Genomic DNA, 17,849 nt, shown 5'->3' on the forward strand with positions numbered 1-17,849 from the left:
GTATTTTTGATAAGTAAAGATTTATATTTCTCTTTTAATAGAGCGGCGGCCTTCCTTAAAACCGCTTCTTTAAGAAAAAGAACAGGCGGTTCCTTGTTCTATTTCAATTTATTTCATCATTTACTGCTTGTTTTTTTCAAATACCGGATTTGTTATCCGTTTCAGTGGACGCATGTTCAATCCCCATGGCCATTTAACTTTCAAGGGAACGGCAGTGGCGGCAGCCTTATGCCTCATTTCCGGCGTACAGGCTTCTTCCCTGTTGTACGGACTGGATTTCAACCAGCTTGGGAGCAATCAGAATTTCATCAATCTGGGAAGCGGTTCCACTGCCATTTCAAAAACGACCGGGTACATCAATTGGAGTAATAGTATTACACCCATGACGGACGGCGGTTATTCCCACTGTCCCAACGGTGGAACGTTCAACATCACCAGCACCAATGGCATTGACGGCCTGAATTTTGCCACCGGTTTCAGCGTGGGCATCCACATGTATTACAGTTCTTCCAGTGCTGACTGGAAGGATGCTTTTTCCATGACGATAGCGGGCACGACGATCAGGGTGGAGATGACGGCCGCCAATAAATGGGTGATTTACAACGGGGGGAATATCGGATTCCCGGACGGAACCGAGTTGTTTGCTGCTTCTGATGATACATGGAACTACCTTGGACTGACGTTCAAGGGAAATGAGATGCAGGTTTACCACGATGGCGAGCTTGTCAAAACGGTCACGACGAGTCTTTCCGGTGATTCCAAGGTTACCAGCATCAAGGGGAGCGGGGATCACAATCCTGGGGCCAACGGCCTTTTCGTCGATAACCTGGCTGTGTACGACAGCGTGTTGAACGGAAACGATTTTGCCTACCTGGATACGCACGGCATGCCCTTGTCCATCCCGGAACCGGCCACCGCTACGCTGGGGCTTCTCGGGCTGACGGCGCTCCTGGTGCGCCGCAAACGTGCCTGAGCTTGGTTTTTCTGAACATTAAAAGAGCCGTTCCTCATTTCCGTGGAACGGCTCTTTTAATTTATAAACGAAGTGGGCCTTGGTCCGCAGGGCGCGGAGAATCAGCTCCATGCCCGGTCAACGGCTTCCTGTTCTTCCGGTCCAAGGCGCCTGGAAAGCCGTTCCCTCATGCGCAGCCGGTATTCGGGAATGCTCCAGGAATGGAGCGGCTGAACGGCGGAGTTGGTGAATTGCCAGGAGGGGATGGGCACCACCACATCCAGGACTTCTCCGGCCCTGGACGGCATTCCGGCCAGTACCGCTGCAATGGCGGAGGAAAGCTCCGGACGTTCGTCCAGAACATCCAGCAGCCATCCGCAGCCCAGGTCCGTGGGAATGGCTTCCGTTCCGGCCAGCAGGTCCGCGAGGCGTTCGGAAGGAAGTTTTTTGGAGATGGAGGCCAGATAAGGGGCAAACCGCATGTCGCCCAGGCTCATCAGGGCGTCCAGCGCTGGGGCCATGCTCGCTTGGCCGGGTAGCGGATTCGCACAGATGATGTCTGCCAGCCCGGCGATTCCGGGAAAGCGTTCCTCCGGTTTGGGGGAGGCCAGCGTGTAAATCAGGAAGGAGGCCTGACGGCGGATGTCCGGGGCCTCATCCGTCATGGAGAAGGGCAGGAGGGCCCGCCATCCGTCCCCCTTGCGCTGGCGGATGAAGGTGGCCAGTTGCAGCGCGCATTTGCGCCGCGCGTCCGGTGCGCAGCAGGACTGGAAGATGTTGTAAATGGTGACGCCTTCTTCTTCCCTGCCCATTTCATTGCAGGTGACCAGCCCATAGGCGATCATGGCCAGGGGCCACTGGTCCGGACCGATTTCATCCCTGCGCGAGGGATCCATGACGAGGGCGGCAAGCCGCTTGATTTCCGACAGAGAACTGGTTTGATCCTGAAAAAGGCCCATGCCCGCATGATAGCCGGCGGCAGGAGCCTGCCAAGGAAAAAAGCCGCTGTTTCCTGCCACCCGCGTTCCGGCAGGGCGTTGCGCCTTCCGGCGGCTAGCGGGCGGAGATTCTCTCCATATTGTCCGCAACCAGGGCGGCCAGTTCTTCCTCTTTCATGGAGAGGGCTTGCGCGGCGTTCCGGTAAAGCTCCGGCAAGGCCTCCGGGTGTTCGTCCGATTCCAGCGCCAGCCGATGGAGCGGGATGGAGGAAAGGAGGCCCGGGCGATCCATTTCACGAGGCCCCACGGAGAGAAGCCAGTTGCCGGAAGGGAGCTGCGCGCCGGGGTTCAGGGCACCCGTCCAGCCGTGCAGCACGGCTTTCAGCCGGGGATATTCCTTCAGCATTCCTGCCAGCGTGCCCCACGCGCGGCAGCAGTGCAGGGCGGCGGGGCGGTTCAGGCGCGCGGCCAGCTCCAGGTGCTGTTTCAGCGCTTCCCGCTGTAGGGGCAGCCCCGGAATGCCGCGGCGGCACTTGTCCAGCCCCGTTTCCCCAATGCCCGCACGGGGGAATTTTTTCAGGAAGGATTCCAGCAGGCGCATTTCCTCCTTCCATGCAGCCGGGTTCAGGCGCCAGGGATGAATGCCGAAGAAAGGCGTGACGTTTTTATCCCGTTCCGCCAGAAGGGCCACCTGCTCCCAGTCCGCCGGGGAGGTGCCGCAGATGAAGCGCGGCGCCGTGCCGGGTGCGGCAGGAGCGGGGTGGGTGTGGGCGTCCGGAAGATTCGTCATTGTTTAATGGGACAGCGTGGGCGCGTCTGCGGGTTCAATAATATCAAAGCTCAGCTTTGCCAGGCGCACCGCGGCGGCGCCCGTTTCCATTTCATCATGGATGACGTTGGCGATGCCCGCATGATGCAGGGAAGCCACTTCCGAACGGAATTTGGCGCGGGCTATCACCGTGATGTTCGCGTTGGCGCCCTTGATCTGCATGTAGGTGGACAGGGCCGGGGCGGGGTCCGGGAACGTGAAGGCGATCAGCCGTGCGGTGCGGATTCCCGCCAGGTCCATGGTGATCTGGTGCTGGATGTCCCCCAGGAAGGCCAGATGGCCGTCATTGAGCAGGGTCTTGACGGTGTCCGCGTTCAGGTCGATGATGATGCAGGGGATGCCGTACTGGGACAGGCTTTCATGCAGCCTCCTGCCTACGGGACCGTAGCCGCAGATGATGGCGTGGTTCTTGATTCCCTCCACGCGCGTGATCATGGTTTCCACGCTGAGGCGTTCCCTTTTTGTCTTCAGGCCCGGAATGCGCACCAGCAGGGGGGTGAGCTTCCGCGCCGCCTTCATCAGCAGGGGCGTCATGCCCATGGAGACGGCTGCAATGGCGTACACATTGGTGGTCACCAGCGCCGGAATGGGGGTGATTTCCTGCATGAAGGGAATGAGCACCAGGGAGAATTCCCCCACGTTGGTCAGCGCGGTGGAGGCCATGATGCCCATGCGACCGGGGATTTTCAGGAAGCTTGCGGCCACGATGCAGGCCACGAATTTGATCGCGAGGACAAAGGCGGCGAAGGTCGCCACATGGCCGATGTGCTCCCACAGGTCGTCAATGTCAATCAGCAGCCCGGCGGAAACGAAGAAGATGGTCAGGAAAAGGTCCTTGAAGGGGAGCACTTCACTGAGGACGCGGTGGCTGTAGTAGGAGCTGCTGACGAAAAGCCCGGCGGTGAAGGCCCCCAGCGCAATGCTCAGGCCCAGCAGGCTGGCGAGCATGGCGATGCCGGAACAGATGGCGAAGACCATCAGGGTGAAGAGCTCCCGGCTCTTGGTCCGGGCCACGGCCAGCATGATGCGCGGGAGCAGGTAGTGGCCGATCAGCCATGCGGCCCCCAGGAAGACGAGCCCCCGCAGGACGGCCATGCCGATGTTGAGAGCGGTTTCCCAGGAGTCGGGCGTGGCGGCGAAGATCTGCGGCATGATCGCTACCAGCATGATGGCGGCAATGTCCTGGAACAGGGCGATGCCTACCGCCATTTTTGCCCCGGAGGTGCCGCTCAGGCCGAATTCCTGGAAGGATTTCAGCGCCACCGCCGTGGAGGAAAGGCCCATGATGGCCCCGACTGTCAGGGAATGGCTCATATCCATGCCCGTGGCGTAATGGAGCCCCAGGCCGAAGGCGGCGGTGCAGATGAACATCTGAATGCCGCCGCCGACCAGGGCCGTTTTCCGCAGGTGCTTGAGCTCGTCAATGGAAAATTCCAGGCCCAGCGTGAACATGAGCAGGATGATGCCCACCTCGGAAAGGGCCTGGATGCTGACGTCGGAATTGGGGATGTGGTCCAGGATGCCGCAGTTGGCCAGAATCACCCCGCAGATGAAGTAGCCCGCCAGCAGGGACTGCCGGAAATGGGCCAGAATGAGGGCAATCGCAATGATGCCCATGAAGACGACGGTGAGCAGGGTGAAGAAGGGAGGCGCGGCGTTGGGGCCTCCGGAAGCCAGCAGAGAGAGAACCATGGCGGTCGGGAAAAGGGGCTACGGAATGGTGATGAGGTTGATTTCCGGCGGGCAGTTGAAGCGTCCCGGCCCTATGTAGCCTATGCCGCGGGTGACGAAGACCTGCTTGTCTTCATAAGGATGGAAGCCGGAGTACATCGTTTCCCCCTCTGACGTCAGCAGGGGGGTGGAAAAGAAGGGCAGTTTGATCTGGCCGCCGTGCGTATGGCCGGAGAGCATCAGGTTCCAGTGATAGCCGCCCAGCAATTCCCTCCCCTTGGGGTTGTGGCTCAGGACGATGGTGGGCATCACGGATTCTTCCCCCAATTCCCGCGGACTCATGCACCGGTCCGGAAAGAAGTCCCCCTCGCGCAGGTCTCCCAGTCCCACCAGCTTGAACTCCGCGTTCCCCAGCCTGGGGATGGTGACGAAGGCTGCGGGATTCCTCAGCAGGGTGAAACCGCCTTCCTTCAGGATGCGCTCCACGTTGTCCACCAGGGCCATGTCATGGTTGCCCAGGCACGCGTAGGCCGGGGCGATGGAAGAGAGCCGTTTCATCTGCGTGATGTAGTCTCCTGCGTGGGTGGCCCGCAGAAAATCCGTGTACAGGTCTCCCAGGAACACGATCATGTCCGGCCTGGCCTGTTCCGCCATGGCCGCCGCTTTTTCCAGCAGGGGAAGATTGGTGTGGACGTCTGACAGCACCAGGATGCGCAGTCCGGAAAGTCCCGGAACGCAGCCCGCTGGAGCGGTGTTTTCACTGAATTCCAGATGGTTGGCCTCCCAGTTCATGTAGGAGGCCAGCAGGGAACCCAGCAGAATGACTGCCGCGGCTGCGTACAGGAGTTTGCGGAGCAGGGAGCGTTTTTTGGAGGGGGTGGAGTCCGTAGTCATGATTGGGCGGGATTGAGAATAGCCAGTTCCGGCATGGTGAACAAGCCGTTGCGGCGCACCAGGACGCCGTCCAGGTAAATATCGCCTCCGCCGGCTGCTGCCGTCTGGATGCATACCATGTCCCAGTGGATGCGGGACTGGTTGCCGTTGTCCGCCACGTGGTAGGCCTGTCCCGGCGTCAGGTGGAAGGAGCCGGAGATTTTCTCGTCAAACAGGATGTTGCGCATGGGGCGGGTGATGGCCGGATTGACGCCAAAGGCGAATTCCCCCAGCCGCCGCGCGCCGGGGTCCGTATCCAGAATGGAGTTGAGCTCCGCGGTCTTGTCCCCCGCCTCCGCATGCACCACCAGGCCGTTTTCCAGCGTCAGGCTGATGTTGTCAAAGGGAATACCCTGGAACAGGCTCGGGGTGTTGAAGGAAATGCGGCCGTTGGCGCTGTCAATGACGGGTGCGGTGAACACCTCCCCGTCCGGCAGGTTGCATTCCCCCGCGCACGGGATGGCGGGCAGCCCCTTGATGGAAAAGGAAATGTCCGTTCCCGGTCCGGTGATGCGCACGTGTTCCGCCGCCTCCATCATGGCGGCCAGCTTCTGCATGGCGGGGCGCAGGGCGCCGTAATCCATCAGGCAGGTGCGGAAATAGAAATCCTCAAACTCTTCCGTGCTCATGGCGGCCTGCTGGGCCATTCCCTCTGACGGCCAGCGCAGCCCGCACCAGCGCGTGTGGCGGATGCGCCTCTGGGAGACGGGGTTCAGGGCCTTCATGGCAACGGCCATATTCTTCTGGGGAACGGCGGACAGCTCAAAGGCGTTCCCGCCGCCGCGTATTTCTATATAGGCGTCCATCTCCTCCATTTCCGCCAGGCGGTGGCGGCCGATGATGCCGTATTGCTCCTCCGTGGCTCCGGAGAGCATTTCCCGGTTCAGCCGGGACTGGTTCAGGCGAAGGAAGGGCATTGCGCCTGCGGCGCGCACCTCCCGGATAAGGGCTATTCCCATTTCCTCCGGAATATCCGTTAATTCCAGCAAAACCCGGTCTCCGGGACGCAGGGTGGTGGAATACCCTGCAAGCTGGGCCGCCAGGGCCTGAAAACGGGTGTCTCTCATGCCTTTATTAGGCGAATACCGGGGCCTTTTTGTCAAGCCGGAGACTTGCCACGGGCAAAAAACTGTGGTTTCATCCCCCGGATGTCCAAGTTGCCCAAATTAGGAATACTCGGTTCCGGTTCCGGTTCCAACTGCCAGTCCATTTATGACGCCATCCGGTCCGGCTCCCTCCGGGCGGAAATTGCCGTGGTGATGTCTGACAATCCGGACGCCTACATTCTGGAACGCGCCCGTTCCTGGGGCATCCCGGCGGAGGTGATCGACTGCGGGGGATTTAAAACCAAATTCCCGGAGGCGTCCCAGGCCGCCGTCGCCGCGCGCCTGAAGGAATACGGCGTGGACTGCGTTTGCCTGGCCGGATTCATGCGCCTGGTGAAGCATCCGTTGCTGAAGGAATTCCCTTCCCGCATTCTGAACATTCATCCTTCCCTCCTTCCTTCCTTCCCCGGCCTTCATGCCTGGGAGCAGGCCGTGAAGGCCGGTGCGGCGGAAAGCGGCTGCACCGTTCACTACGTGGATGACGGCATGGACACGGGCCCCATCCTGGGGCAGGCGCGCGTGCCCGTGCTGCCGGGGGATACGCCGGAAAGCCTGCACGCCCGCATTCAGGTGCAGGAGCATGCCCTTTATCCCGCCATGATCGCCCGCGTTCTGGAAACGCTCGCATAACCCGCTGCGTCTTTTGACCGGAGGACGTTCCGCCGCTCCTGGAGGAACGGATGACAGGATGACTGATTCTCTTGTCTTGTTCTGTGAACGGAATCCGTTAAAAAGGAGTCCTCTTTTCAAACAAAGGATAAAAAACAACCATGAAGATGAACCCTTCCATCGCCCTGTTTGCCGTTTCCGCCCTTCTGGCGGGTGTGGCGGGCGCGCAAGAAAAGGCTGCCGAAGCTCCGGCGGCCGACCAACCCAAACAAGAGAAAGAAATTACTGTGTCTCCCGAACAGATGAAAAAGGACCTGGGCTATTTTCTGGGTTTCCAGAGCGGACAGCAGCTCGGCTCCATTCCCACCCTTACCTTTGACGACCTGGACCAGGAATCCTTCCTTCAGGGCATCAAGGACGGCATGGTCCGCAAGCCCGCCAAGGACCAGGAACAGCTGAAACCCGCCCTGGACGCGTTCCAGAAGCAGATTGACGAACGCATCTCCGCCAAGGCCAAGTCCAATCTGGAAGCCAGCAAGAAGTTCATGGAGGAAAACGGCAAGAAGGAAGGCGTGACCACCACGAAATCCGGCCTCCAGTACAAGGTGGTGAACAAGGGCGGCGAAGAAAAATTTGACGAGAAGAAGTTCAAGAACCCCATGTTCAAGGTGAAGTACAAGGGCACGCTGCTGGACGGCACCGTGTTTGACGACACCAAGGGCAAATCCGTGGAACTTCCCCTCCAGGTCATCCCCGGCTTTGCCGAGGCGCTGACCACCATGCCCGTCGGCTCCAAGTGGATCGTGTACATCCCTTCCGAGCTGGCCTACGGTGAAAACACCCCCGGCGCTCCGATCGAGCCCAATTCCCCGCTCATCTTTGATCTGGAACTGGACGGCATTTCGGAAGCCCCGGCTCCCCAGGGCGGTCCCATGAGCATTTCCCCGGAACAGCTCCAGGAGATGCTCAAGCAGAGCGGCGCCCAGCAGCAATAAGGTAAGATTTCCAAGCCAGGGCCGTTCCCGTGAGGGGACGGCCTTTTTGTTTTTGCAGGTACCGCCTTCATCAGGAGGGTGAACGGTCAATCTGGGAATTTATAATCCGTTGGCAAGCCTATTTTCGTTAATGACTCTTCTTAAGCAAATCATGAAGGGGAATAAAACAGGCTTCTTTAAACTATCTCTCCATCCATTTCAAAAATTATTAATGCAATACTTTTAATACAAGCAAGATATGGAAGTTTAAAGAAGAAGAAGGATTATAAATCCGGGTATTACTGGTCATAATATCATTGATACAATATGAGACTTCATCTCCCCCCTTCTTTGCGTTCCGCCCTTCTTGCATCCCTGGTTTCCTTCTCCGGTTTTTACTCTTACTCCCATGCCGCCACATCGGCGGATTTCTGGCAGGCTCCCGCGTTTGGCGGTCCTGATTTTACGTGGACGGGGGCAGGGGAAGGCGATGCCGTAGATACGGCGGGCAACTGGGAAGGGGACGCCGCCCCCTCCCGCCAGGAGAATAAGGGCCCGCATTTGATTTTTAATGATGTAGACGTTACGGTTACGGGCACTCCTCCCAACACTTCGGATGGCGGCGGCATCTCCGTGACGGGGAACAGCAATGTGTCCGTTAGCCTGGGACAATGGGGCGGCAGTGTTTACGTAGGCGCCGGATCCACTCTTTCCAGCACCTTCAGCAACCAGATCAAGAGCATGGAGGCAGAGGGGCACGCTAATATTTATGTGGACGGCACGCTGAACCTGACCACTCCGGGAGGCAATCTCAACTTTGACAACGGTACCGGTTCCGGCAGCCACTACTGGCACATCGGGCTTGACGGGATGATCAACCTGTCAAATACCACTACAGTGACCAAGAATGACCGGACGTGGAATGTAGAGGTAGTGGTTGCGGGCGCCATGGAAGCGCTGACGGTTACCAACCGCGAGCTGGTGGACGATGCCCTGCTGACCCGCTATTTCATGTCCACCGGGGCTGATCTGGGGGCTTCCCTGGATTCCCTTCTTATTTGGAAGCAAACCGGGGAGGACACCTATGAGGCATTGACGAGAGTCGATTCCGCCGACCAGCTGGGAGCCGGCAATTTCGTGCTTGTCTCCAACGGTTCCGGCATGTCCGTGCAGTATCAGGGAACAGGCTACAATATGGAAACGCTTGTCTGGAATTCCACTACCGGCACCTGGAGCAACACTGGAACGGGCTGGTACAAGAGTGGAGATGGAGGCAAGACGGATACTTCCTTCCTGAACAATGACTCCGTTATTTTCACGGCTGCGGAAGGGGTTAAAACCATTGCGTTGACCGGCAACATTATCGCCGGTACCGTAACGTTCCAGGACGGGACGAACTACACCTTGAACATGGGAGCCGGGGATTCCCTTCAGGCGGAAGCCCTTTCCCTCGGCAGCCAGGCGACGCTTACGCTTGGGGACGCCGCCATTACGGGGGGAACCTTCACGCTCGGCAATAATGCGGGCCTCCTCGTTTCCGAAGGGAAGACCGCAGCGATCGCTTCTTCCATCACCTTCGGCACGGGCAATACCTTCACGCTGGGGAACAACGCTTCCCTGACGCTGGGAGACGCCACGCATCTCATGGAGTCCTTCTCCTCCACCGTCATGGGCGGGACGAACTCCTCCCTTTCCGTCTGGCTCGGCAATACGGACGGGAGCGTCACCCTTTCTCCTGGATCCACGCTGAAGGACATCACCGTATATGGCAATTACGCCGCCAATACGGCCAGCCAGCCTGCGGCGGACACGCTCAACGGAGCAACCCTGCATATCGGCAACGGCGCCAATTTCATCATTCGCCCCGGAGCGGGAACGATTCGTCCTTCGGACCGCATCGTCGTTGAAGGCGGCATGTACGTCCTGATGAACCACAATGCCGCGGATACGGTCACGATCGCCTCCGACATCGTAGGAGGAGCGGGCGTCACCCAGGATAGTTCAATCACCTTCCGCCGCAGTGAAAACCTCAACCTGAATATCTCCGGCAACGTTGACTATGCAGGAACCATGCAGCTGGACCAGGCTTCCGGCGGTTACGGTCCCCGTGTAACCTTCCTGAACAATACGGTTAACCTGGGCGGCCTGGCCGTCAATTACTGCATCGGGGGCTTCACCCTCACCAATTCGCAGGCCACCATCGGAACCCTCAGCATGTCGAGCAACTGGGCGAGCAGTTCCATTCAGGTCAACTCCGGTTCCGTCGTCAACGCTACGAACGTGCGGCTCCTCAAGAACGGGACCCTTTCCATCAACACCGGCGCCGAGTTGAATGTCACGGGCACCAACAGCGACCACGGAACCGGCCGCAGCTTTATCGTGGACAACGGCAGCACCCTTACTCTTAACGGGGGGCTTCTTACCGGCTCCGCTGCGCTGAACCTCGGGTACAGCGGAACGGGGACCTTCCTTGCTTCCAGCGGCACGGCCAACCTGGGCGGCCTGGACTTCTGGGCCAATGGCAATGGAGTATTCCGCGGGAGATTCCAGTTGGGAAGCGCAACGGCCGGAACGGCCCGCGTCAACTTTGGCGGCAACATCGTTAACTTTGCCAGCGGCAGTGAAATTACGCTCGGCATGGGAACGCTGGGAGCCACGGCCAACTGGTCCGTGACCTACAATAACGAGTTCACTCCCTCCTATATCACGCTGGCGGCTTCCAACGGAAGTTATGTGGATACCCTGGACGCCGGGGACAAGACAACCGGAAGAACCATTACCTTTAATACCGGCCTGACCGGCAGCGGCAAGCTCACGAAGATCGGCGCCGGCACCCTGGTGCTCAATGGAGCTGCCAAGGTTCCGGTTCCCGCGGAAGGTGAAACCGCCGCCGTTCCCGGTTTCACCGGCACGGTGGAATTGAGGGAAGGCGCGCTGACCGTGAAGGACTCCAGCGTCATCGGGCAGGGGACCCTTCTTATCAACGGCGGCCTGACCGTAGCCGTGACTTCCGCAGACGGTTATTCCCTGGATGCCGGCTCTACGCTGGGAACCATCAATCTTGACGGGGGCACCGCTACTTTGGCGGCTGCTCTGACCCTGAACGGAGGCTCCCTGAGCTTTGGAGCCCTGAGTACGGATACCGCGGCATTAACCGTCAATTCAGTGGCGGGCACCGGCGCTACGGCTCTCCAGATAGGCCTTTCCTCCGTCACCGCCAATACGGAATATGCCCTCCTGCACGGAACGGGCATGACGGATACGTCCATGTTCACGCTCGGCGGCTCCGCGGCTGAACTTTACAAGGCTACATTCACCGTCAGCGATGATACGCTGTACGTCTCCCTGTCCGACAAGGACGGCCTGCTGAGATGGAAGAGCGGCAACTGGAACACGGACACCTCCAATACCGCCTGGGACCTTGACGGCACTCCCACGGCTTACGCCGATGGACAGACCGTGTATTTCTCCGATGGTGCGGACGTGAACAAGACTGTAACGATCGTCGGGAATGTTGCTCCGGGTAAAATTAATGTTTCCGGCACGGATTTCATTTTTGCTGGTGACGGCTCCATTACCGGGGATACGACGCTGAATCTGCTGGACGGAGCTTCCCTGACCATCAACAATGCCAACTCCTATAGCGGAAACACCGTATTGTATAACGGCAGCAAGCTCGTCGTCGGCAATGCCGGCGCGCTGGGCACAAGCACGGTTCTCCTCCAGGGCAATTCCATTCTGGAGCTGACCACGGGCACGTGGAACGGCTTGGGCACGCGCCTGAATGCCAATTCCACGGGTACGCTGAAGCTGAGCGGGAATGCCTCCGGCACGACGACGGCCGCGCTGACTGGCGTCAAATATGATGTGGGCGCGGGAACTACCCTGACGCTTTCCGCCGGAACTTACGGAAACACGATCACCGGCGCCGGTTCTCTGATATCTGCTGCCGGCACAACGGTTTTACAGGGTGATGTCAATATAACGGGAAGCTATACTTTGATGGCGGGTGCGAATGCGGCTGCTTCCTGGACGCTGGATTCCGGCGCTTCCCTGACGGCTGGAAGTTTCATCGGCCGTAATGAATACAACGGGACGACGACGCTCACTGTCAAGAAGGATGCTTTCATGAACATTACCGGCACCCTGCGGATTTCCCGTGACGGGAAGGGGGTCATGAACATTGAACAAGGCGGCATGGTCCTGGCTCAGACGCTGGATCTGGGGCAGAATTGGGCCGGAGCCGCCGCCAAGGGCGCCACCATTAATCTGAATGGCGGTTCCCTGCTTCTCGGAGCGGGAGGCATGACTGCGTCCGGCAATACCAATACGATTGTCCTGAACATGAATTCCGGGACCCTGGGAACGACGGCGGCGGAAGGCTGGTCCTCCGCCTATAACATGAATCTTGCCGGCAACGTGACGGTTGATACCCGCCAATACGATGCGGGAACCAAATCATACAATGACCAGTCTTCCACCAACATCACCCTCGGGGGCGTCCTTTCCGGCGCCGGCGGTTTGACGAAAGTCGGTTCCGGCACGCTGACCCTCTCCGGACAGAATACCTACACGGGCTTGACGAACGTCCAGGCCGGCACGCTGGCATTCACGAATGCGAACGCCATGACCCTGGGCAGCATCTCCATGGGCGCGGGCGCCAAAATGACCACGGCCTCCGCCCTGACGCTGAACAGCGGCGCTACGCTGACCTTTGACATGACCGGAGTCGTGGCAAACGGCCCGATCATCAATATCCAGGCAGGGGCCCTGGCTCTGACGGATGCCAACTGCACGCTGACCATCAACAACTATGGTGAACTGGAAGCATCCGACTACGTCCTGGCCCAGTGGGCTGCGGCGGGCAGCCTGACTACGGATTCCTTCACCTGGACGCCGGACATCACCCGGGAAGGCTTTGAATACTCCGTCGTGGTGGAAAACAACCAGCTCGTGTTGAAAGTCGTGGACGTCAGCGGAGACAACGGTTTTGTCTGGGACGGCGGAACGGACCGCAAGTGGATCAATACCAGCATTGACGGCTGGACCACCAAGCTGACGGGCGTGGACACGCTGAACGACCAGGAAATCTATTTCTCCGCTGCGGAAGCGGGTGAAGTGAAGGTCTCCGGTACCGTGACTCCTAAGAGCGTCGTCTTCAACAGCGGCACTTACACGCTGGTCAGTGATCCGGACAACGCGGGTTATATTGCGGACTCCGTTGCCCCCACTACGCTCACCGTGAACGGCACGGCCAACGTCACCCTGAACCTGGCGAATACCTACACCGGTGGCACAGTGCTCAACGGAGGCACTCTTACCATCGGAGCGGACGACGCGCTGGGTACGGCGGGTGACATTACCTTTAACGGCGGTACGCTGGCTTATGCGGACTCCGCCGCCGGTAGGGACGTGACGGGATATGACGTTTCCAGCCGCGTCAAGGTTGGAGACGGAGGCGCCCTGAACGTTTCCGTAATCGGGGCAGCGGACACTGTCTCCTGGGCCGGACTGACGGCTGACGTCATGGGCGCGGGCACCACGCTGACCAAGACGGGGGACGGCACGCTGGCGCTGGGATACTCCGGGAATACCCTGGCCCACCTCACCGTGGAAGAGGGAACGCTTGCCTTCACGGGCGGAGCGACCATCGGCGTGAACCCCAATAACGCCACCATCGTCCGCGTAAGTGAAGGCGCCTCTCTGGCCCTCTCCGGCGGAACCGTCAACCTGCACGCCCAGCTTAACGGCGCGGGCACCATCACCATTGGGACGGCGGATGCCGCGGGACAGGTCAACATCTCCAATACGGGCAATACCAATTTCACCGGCCGTCTGGAACTGCTCGGAAACGGGGAAAATATGAGTACCAATGCCAACTGGGCGGCTTTCGGCGCGGGAAATACGCTGGGAGGCGGCACCATTTTCATCGACGGCAAGGGCTTCCATTTCTCCGCGGGCACGACGGCGGCCAACTTTGAAATCGGCGCAACCCACGGCACGTTGCAGAACGGTTCTTCCGGCGCCACGTACACCTTCTCCGGGAATCTTTCCGGTTCGGGCGCATGGGGCATGTCTGCGAACGTGCGGATGACCAATATCCTCACGGGCTCCCTCAAGGACTTCTCGGGAACCCTGTCCACCAATGAAACCTCCGCCAACAACAGCCGCCAGGTCTGGAACTTCGGCAACGGCGGCGAGAGCGTCACAGGCGCGGGGAATACCGTCTTTGGAGACGGCGCCATCCTGGCGGGCAACACGGGCTCCACGGACGCCTCCCTGGCCGCGCAGTACAACGTCAATTACAACAATGCGGAACTGGTGCTGAATGCGCTGGTGCAGGGCAACTCCAACCTGACGCATGCGGGCACGGGCACCCTCATCCTGGATCAGGCCAATACCGCTACGGGTGCCCTCGGCATCACGAATGCCGGCGCCGTGGTCCAGCTTGGCACGGCGGACAAGGCCGGCCAGTGGGCCGGTACCGTGCTGAACGGAGCGGGAACGCTGAAAATCGTTAACGGATCACTGACCTCCGCTATGACGCGTGGTGAGGGCTCCACCGCGGGCATCGTGGTGGATTCCGCCGTCAGCATCAATCTGGGCGGCACCAATGGTGACATGCTGAAGGGCATCACCCTGGCTGCCGGAGGCAAGCTCACCAACGTCTCCGGAGACATTACGGTGGGTGCGGGAGCTACGGAAACGCTGAACCTTACCCTGGGTGCGGACAACGTCAACCAGGGCGCGGCCGGCACGGCCATCATTGACCAGGGGGCCGGCAAACTCGTCATCAATGATTCCGCCACGGTCAATCTGGATATTGACGCCATTGTGAACACCCTCGTCGTCCACAAGGACGCCGGGGTGGAAAGCTGGCTGACGCTGACGACCGGAACGCTGGAATGCGCCAATCTGGGCGACATCCAGTTCAGCAAGATCCTCTCCAACTACGGCATCCGCGTCACGGGCACCGACGGCGGCAGCCTGGTCCTCAGCGGACAGGTCAGCGGCCTTTACATGGTGGACGGTACCGCCTCCTCCGATCCCGATACGGTTACGAACTACGGCACGCTGGGCATGTACGCCGGCGTGGTGATCGCCCAGGACAAGACGCTCACCGTCCAGTTAGCCGGCGCCCCCGGCGATACCGACGGTGACGGTGCGGTCATCAACAACCTGCTGGGCGCAACGGGAAGCACGCTGAAAGTGGAAAACACCAATGCGGACGGAGGCAACGCCGTGGTCATCCTCAACAATGAACGCCTGGAAACGGGACTGCCCGCACCGGATGATTACGCCGGGGCGGACTCCATCATGGGCGGCAGCATCGTCGGGGAAAACGGAGTCACCTTCATCAAGCAGAACACGGGCAAGCTGACGGTCAACGGCTCCTTTGTGACGGACACCCTCCGCATGGAAGGCGGCACGCTCACCCTGAACGGTGACGGCAGCAGCTTCAACCATGTGGTTCTGGCGGGCACGGCGGAAGGCGTGGTTCTGGACGTCAACCGGAATACCGTCATGGGAGACCTGACGGACAGCGGCGAAGGCGCGGACCTCAACATCGGCAGCGGGGCAACCCTCGCCATTAATGACGCCAGCAGCCTTTCCGCCAGCACCATCCAGGGCAGCGGAACGCTGGCCCTTCATGATACGCTGGCTCTTTCCGGCACGGCAGCCCTCCAGGGCGGCGTACTGCTCAACCTGGTGAAGGATGATGACTCCACGGGCACGCTTGACCTGGGCGCCACCACCGGGAATACCGTTGGCGGCATCAGCGGGCAGGGTACCCTGAAGAGCAATGGCGGCTCCCTGGCGGTCAATACCGGGAACTCCGGAAGCGGTTCCGTCTTCAGCGGAACGCTGGAAGGCCGCGGTCAGCTCAACATCTCCGGCAATGCGGGACAGACCCTTGACAACGTCATCACCGCCGCGGGCAGCAACTGGGCAATCAACAACACCGGACGCCTCAATATCAAGATGGGCGGCACGGTGGAAGACCCGAGAGCCAATACGGCCCTTACCCTCAGCAGCATGACGCTGGGTGAAGGTTCCAGCACGAACTTCACCTTCAACACGGACTACGCGGGCCCCATCATCAGCGTGACCGGAAACATCAGCATCAGCCAGGGAGCGGAAATCACCCTCAGCTCCACCGGCAGGAATGAATTGACGCTTGGCGCGGACGGCAGCTACACGCTCATGCATGCGGACGGCACCATTGACCTGGGCGGAAGCGACCGGCTGGCTATCCTGCTGGATCCCTCCTCCTCCGCTTTCAAGAAGTTTGAAAACAATGCGTACCTGGTGATGGAAAACGGCAACCTCGTTCTGGTGGCTACGGCTTCCAAGGACAACAAGTACGCCCGTATTGCGGATACCGTCAACTCCAGGGCCGGTGCGGAACTTCTCTGGAACCTGCCCGGGGACCTGGCCGCAGACTCCATCCTCAAGAAGGTGGATGACGCCGTGGGCGCCCTGACGTCTTCCAACCCCTCGGAAGCGAAGCGGGTCATGGCAGCCGTGGCCGGGGCTACGGTCAACGCGCTGGGCACGGCGCAGAAAGACGCCCTGCGCGACCAGATGGGCTGGATCAGGAACCGCACCACCCTCATGGGCGTCAACCCCGCCTACATCAACGAAGACCTCCCCTACTTCCACATGTGGATGGAAGGCACGGGTTCCTACGCCAAACTGGACACCAAGGGGGATGAAAGCGGCTACCAGCTCACCACCTGGGGTGGTACCGTGGGCATGGACGTGGACCTCAGCGACCACTTCACGATGGGAGCGGCCTTCACGGCCAACTACGGGGACCTGACGGCCAGTGCCGCGGACACGGCAGACGGCCACCTGGACAGCTACTACGCCAACCTCTTCGGGCGCTACCAGAGCAAGAGATGGGCTCACACGCTCATTCTGACGGGAGGGTGGAACGACGCCAAGCTCAACCGCACGGTCAACTACGGAGAAGGCAGCTACAGCACGCAGGGCAACACCAACGGGTGGGGCTTCGGGGCGATGTACGAACTGACCTACGACGTGTACCTCAACGAAGACAAGAGCAGCGTCCTCCAGCCTCTGGCCAACGTCTCCGTGGTGACCACGCGGATGGACGGGTACACGGAAACGGGAGCCGGGAACGCGGGCCTGAATGTAGGCAAGCAGGAATGGACGACGGGAACGGTAGCACTTGGCGGCCGCTGGATGGGGCTCATTGGCAGCAACATCTTCGGGCGTGAAGCGCTGGCGGAGTTCCGCGCCAACGTGGCCCAGGACATGGGCGACCGCCGCGGCGAGACGGGAGTGGGCTTCCTGGCCAACCCCGGCTACACGCAGACGGTGAGAGGCGCGAAGGTTGGAACGACCGCGCTTCAAATCGGAGCGGGGATCAGCGTGCCCGTGGGAACGCAGGGAACGGTGTTTGTCAACGGGAACGCGGACTTCCGCGACGGAGCCAGCTCCGTGAACGGAAGCGTGGGCTACCGGTATGACTTCTAAGGAGAGTTGAAGTTTGAGAGTTGAGAGTGGAGCGGAGACGCTCTGCTCTCCAAACCAGCAGGGTCGTTCCGGCATTGTCCGGGGCGGCCCTGCTTGTGTAAGGAAATAGCGTCCTCCGGAGTAATAGGCCGTGTGGGCTGAAAGGACAGAATGGAAAAAAGAAAATGGTGTCCATCCTGTCCATCAAGTCCATTTTGTCCACTACTCTCCCCGTGCCGCTCGCCGCCCTCCACACGGCACGCCCCTTCCGATTCTATAAAACGGCGCAGAATACTCCTGCGCGCCCTCGTCCGCTGTCTGATGTCAGAAAAATCCGGAAGGCGTGGAATAGGG

At 60.0% G+C, this 17,849-nt stretch carries 9 protein-coding genes; 4 read left to right on the forward strand and 5 right to left on the reverse strand.

Annotated elements, in window-relative coordinates:
- The first annotated feature begins 172 nt into the window (after positions 1 to 172).
- Positions 173 to 973 (forward strand): LamG-like jellyroll fold domain-containing protein, encoded by an 801-nt coding sequence (locus P8A25_RS03650; RefSeq protein WP_404838765.1) that lies wholly within the window; start codon positions 173 to 175, stop codon positions 971 to 973.
- A gap of 101 nt (positions 974 to 1,074) precedes the next feature.
- Here the strand turns inward: P8A25_RS03650 and P8A25_RS03655 are convergent, their stop codons facing one another.
- From P8A25_RS03655 to P8A25_RS03675, 5 genes are all read right to left on the reverse strand, one after another.
- Positions 1,075 to 1,911 (reverse strand): hypothetical protein, encoded by an 837-nt coding sequence (locus tag P8A25_RS03655; RefSeq protein WP_102749493.1) that lies wholly within the window; start codon positions 1,909 to 1,911, stop codon positions 1,075 to 1,077.
- Between the two features lie 94 nt (positions 1,912 to 2,005).
- A complete protein-coding gene (locus tag P8A25_RS03660) occupies positions 2,006 to 2,680 on the reverse strand; it encodes a TatD family hydrolase (RefSeq protein ID WP_022396031.1) in 675 nt (224 codons plus the stop codon).
- A 3-nt stretch (positions 2,681 to 2,683) separates the two neighbouring features.
- A complete protein-coding gene (locus P8A25_RS03665) occupies positions 2,684 to 4,411 on the reverse strand; it encodes a cation:proton antiporter (protein WP_022396032.1) in 1,728 nt (575 codons plus the stop codon).
- 18 nt (positions 4,412 to 4,429) lie between these two features.
- The gene (yaeI, locus tag P8A25_RS03670; protein WP_404838766.1) at positions 4,430 to 5,284 is read right to left on the reverse strand and encodes a phosphodiesterase YaeI; all 855 of its coding nucleotides are present in this window, start codon (positions 5,282 to 5,284) and stop codon (positions 4,430 to 4,432) included.
- Entirely contained in the window at positions 5,281 to 6,390 is a 1,110-nt protein-coding gene (locus P8A25_RS03675) for an aminopeptidase (RefSeq protein WP_022396034.1), read from the reverse strand. Before P8A25_RS03675 ends, yaeI begins: the two co-directional genes overlap by 4 nt.
- Positions 6,391 to 6,471: 81 nt before the next feature.
- Between P8A25_RS03675 and purN the strand changes: the two genes are divergently transcribed.
- The 3 genes from purN to P8A25_RS03690 all read left to right on the forward strand — a co-directional run bounded on the left by purN (position 6,472) and on the right by P8A25_RS03690 (position 17,516).
- A complete protein-coding gene (purN, locus tag P8A25_RS03680) occupies positions 6,472 to 7,059 on the forward strand; it encodes a phosphoribosylglycinamide formyltransferase (RefSeq protein WP_102726386.1) in 588 nt (195 codons plus the stop codon).
- A 140-nt stretch (positions 7,060 to 7,199) separates the two neighbouring features.
- On the forward strand, positions 7,200 to 8,033 hold the full coding sequence (locus P8A25_RS03685; RefSeq protein WP_022396036.1) for an FKBP-type peptidyl-prolyl cis-trans isomerase N-terminal domain-containing protein: 834 nt from the start codon (positions 7,200 to 7,202) through the stop codon (positions 8,031 to 8,033).
- Between the two features lie 306 nt (positions 8,034 to 8,339).
- Entirely contained in the window at positions 8,340 to 17,516 is a 9,177-nt protein-coding gene (locus P8A25_RS03690; protein ID WP_215443651.1) for an autotransporter-associated beta strand repeat-containing protein, read from the forward strand.
- Positions 17,517 to 17,849 lie beyond the last annotated feature (333 nt).

Source organism: Akkermansia sp. BCRC 18949, assembly GCF_045011645.1.
GTDB classification, from domain to species: Bacteria; Verrucomicrobiota; Verrucomicrobiia; order Verrucomicrobiales; family Akkermansiaceae; genus Akkermansia; species Akkermansia massiliensis.